Genomic DNA, 2,754 nt, shown 5'->3' with positions numbered 1-2,754 from the left:
TTCGGCGGTGCGTTGTCAACCCCTTAGCCGGGCGTTATGTAACAAGGAAGGTTCAGTGGAAAAAATATTTTCAGATCGTTTAGTGATGTCTCCGATATCAGAAGCGGACTGGCCTCTATTTCAAATTCTTCATACCGATCCAAAGGTTATTTCACTTTGCTTCGATGAGCCGACTTTGTTGGAAATTCAGTCTAAATTTCGTTCTAGGCTTGAACCATGGACACCAGATTCTAACCATTGGTGCTGTTTGGTTGTTTCCGAATTAGAAACGGGTATCAAAGTAGGTATAACAGGTTACTGTATCCAGAATGGATCGGTTGAAGTTGGTTTCATGTTTTTAACTCACTTCCATGGTCGAGGTTATGCAACTGAATCATTACGAGCTTTAGTTGAATATTCCCGAAAGTATTTTGGTCTAAAAAATTTCTCCGCTGTGGTTACAGAAGGTAATCTTGGTTCAGAAAAAGTGTTAATCAAAAGTGGATTCACATTACATAGTGTGATTCCTGATGCTTATGAAATCGGTGGTCAAATGTATGCTGACCACATATACATGATGGAAAATATTGTTACATAACAAAGCGTTTAAGAGGGATTCGCAACGCGCAGCATTTTCATTATGCGTTGATTTTATTGGTTTTTAGTGCAATGCGGTGAGTTGGTAGTTGCGTTGCTCACCCCTTAACGCGGCGTTAGTTGCTAGTCGATAAATTAGCATTTGTAGAGGTAACAAAATTGGTTCAAACTTACGGCTCTGAAGAAACAAAAGCCTTCTGTTGTAATTGCAAAAAGGTGACACTACATAGGTACCAAAGTTTCTCTAAGTCAGGGGAAAGCAAGGAAACAGAAATTAACGGTTTCTTCTCTGGTCTATTCGCTGCAATAGCTAGTGCTCTGATGGAAGGTGAACCGACAGGTGACTATAAGTGCAAAGTGTGTGGTACTAATCTCCATACGCCAGACCATTTAGACTAATACACTACTTGGTGCTCGTAAGGGCAGTGCCTATGGCAAGTTACGCAACTAACAAACGGCTCAAGAGGGATTGCCAACGCGTGGCGGTTTTAGTGCAAAATTGAAGTTCAGTGTTTACAGTGTGTTTTTTAAGTTCGGCGGTGCGTTGTCAACCCCTTAGCCGGGCGTTATGAAGCAGGAGGCAATAATGACTAAACCACATGAAAATATCGTACTGGAACCAGTAGCTGAATCAGAGTTTTGCAATGTATTTTCGGCGACAAAGCAAGCTCTTAAACTTCATGTTGAACCCGTTTATGGGTGGGATGATGAATACCAGTATCATCGCTTAACTACTGAATATCAGCATAGCTGGTATTATTGGGTAACTTATCGAAATCAAAGAGTCGGTCTTATTTGCTTCAAACCGTACGATCAAGCATTTCATATCCACTTGTTGATCATCTTTCCAGATCATCAGAAGAAAAAATTGGGTTTTAAGGTTATCAATCACATCCATCAACTAGCGGCTGAAGCAAATAGAAATCTCATTACATTATCTAGTTTTAAAAGCAACAAATCAGCCATAGGCTTTTATAGTAGTTTAGGCTACCAAATCACAGATAGTGGTGATGAAAACTTCGTTAGCATGGCGTGTGAAATTGCTTCATAACAAACGGCTCAAGAGGGATTGCCAACGCGTGGCGACTTTAGTACAAAATTGAAGTTCAGTGTTTACAGTGTTTTTTTAAGTTCGGTGGTGCGTTGTCAACCCCTTAGCCGGGCGTTATGCAACTCAGGTAAATTTAGGGTTTCAATCTTTTGGGATTTCTCCGGCTATTCGTTTTGTGTTGTCGGCAAATGAGCATTTTCACCCTCAAATTCGTGGTTCACTCAAGCCGTAAAACAGGCAAGGTTCTTTGTTTGCCTCAATCGGTTTTGGTGCTGGTTTGTTGCCAATTCAGCGTGCGCAAAGTGTGGAAAGGGTAAGTTTATCGAGCATTTTGTACTTGCTGAAGTTTTCGCTCGTTGAGTTTTCCTGACACAAAAGCTTGGTTTGTTGCTGAAAGGTGGGCTTTGTTTTGGCTGCTTATTTATCACGGCTTTTGCTTGGGTTGGTTCTTGAATCACTCAACCATTGCAATGGTGGCTTTTGGTCGTGTAAATTCAGTTTATCTCATTGAATTTGCATAACAAACGGTTAAAGAGGGACTGCCAACGCGTGGCGGTTTTTGTTCAAATCGGCCTTTGTGATTACGGTTGTTATTTTGAGTTCAGTGTTTTGCGTTGTCAGCCCCTTAACCGGGCGTTAGCTGAGGTTAAGAAAAACCATAAAATTAAGCGCTTATTTTTCTTAGTCTGAGGCTCTAGCTTTACACCTGAAAGTCAGCACTTTTCCACATATCTCGCCAGTGGCACTGTTCGTGAAGTGGTTGAACTAACCGAAGTCTTCTTACGGGAAGTGGTGTGTTTGTTTATTTCTTTGGTGTGGCTTCTTTGGTTTTGAAGCTCTTTCGCGCTTAAATGGATTTTGCGCACTTGGTTGTTGGCTTCTTCGAAAGAATTCTTTGTAAATTTAAGTCTTAGAAGCTCGTCAGTTTCCCTGTTATTTCTTCTTTGACAAGTACGTTTCGTGGATTAGGTTTTAGTTTCTCAGCTATCCGTTTTACTTTGCCGCTTGAAAACAATAATGTGTTTTAAATTAGGCCGTTGGGTAGCAAATTTCCGGCTAAAGTGCAGCAGCTAACAAACGGCTCAAGAGGGATTGCCAACGCGTGGCGACTTTAGTGCAAAATTGAA

Annotated in this window: 3 protein-coding genes; all 3 read left to right on the top strand. The window is 41.1% G+C overall.

Going from position 1 to position 2,754, the window contains the following annotated elements; translation table 11 throughout:
* Positions 1-85 precede the first annotated feature (85 nt).
* The 3 genes from AACT18_RS00075 (at position 86) to AACT18_RS00065 (ending at position 1,627) form a co-directional block, all read left to right on the top strand.
* Positions 86-577 (top strand): GNAT family N-acetyltransferase, encoded by a 492-nt coding sequence (locus AACT18_RS00075; RefSeq protein WP_094144238.1) that lies wholly within the window; start codon positions 86-88, stop codon positions 575-577.
* A 158-nt stretch (positions 578-735) separates the two neighbouring features.
* Complete coding sequence (locus tag AACT18_RS00070; protein ID WP_094144239.1) at positions 736-975, top strand: hypothetical protein; 240 nt, start codon at positions 736-738, stop codon at positions 973-975.
* Between the two features lie 187 nt (positions 976-1,162).
* On the top strand, positions 1,163-1,627 hold the full coding sequence (locus AACT18_RS00065; protein ID WP_017046620.1) for a GNAT family N-acetyltransferase: 465 nt from the start codon (positions 1,163-1,165) through the stop codon (positions 1,625-1,627).
* Positions 1,628-2,754: the final 1,127 nt, after the last annotated feature.

The sequence above is a fragment of the Vibrio sp. V04_P4A5T148 genome (assembly GCF_963875605.1).
Taxonomy (GTDB): Bacteria; Pseudomonadota; Gammaproteobacteria; order Enterobacterales; family Vibrionaceae; genus Vibrio; species Vibrio anguillarum.
The sequence above is the reverse complement of the archived record's forward strand: the minus strand, read 5'-3'. Positions and strand labels throughout refer to the sequence as shown.

Bases quoted from the DNA above. Each gene is read 5' to 3' on its own strand.
- AACT18_RS00075 (WP_094144238.1), top strand. From the start codon at position 86: ATGTCTCCGATATCAGAAGCGGACTGGCCTCTATTTCAAATTCTTCAT.
- AACT18_RS00065 (WP_017046620.1), top strand. From the start codon at position 1,163: ATGACTAAACCACATGAAAATATCGTACTGGAACCAGTAGCTGAATCA.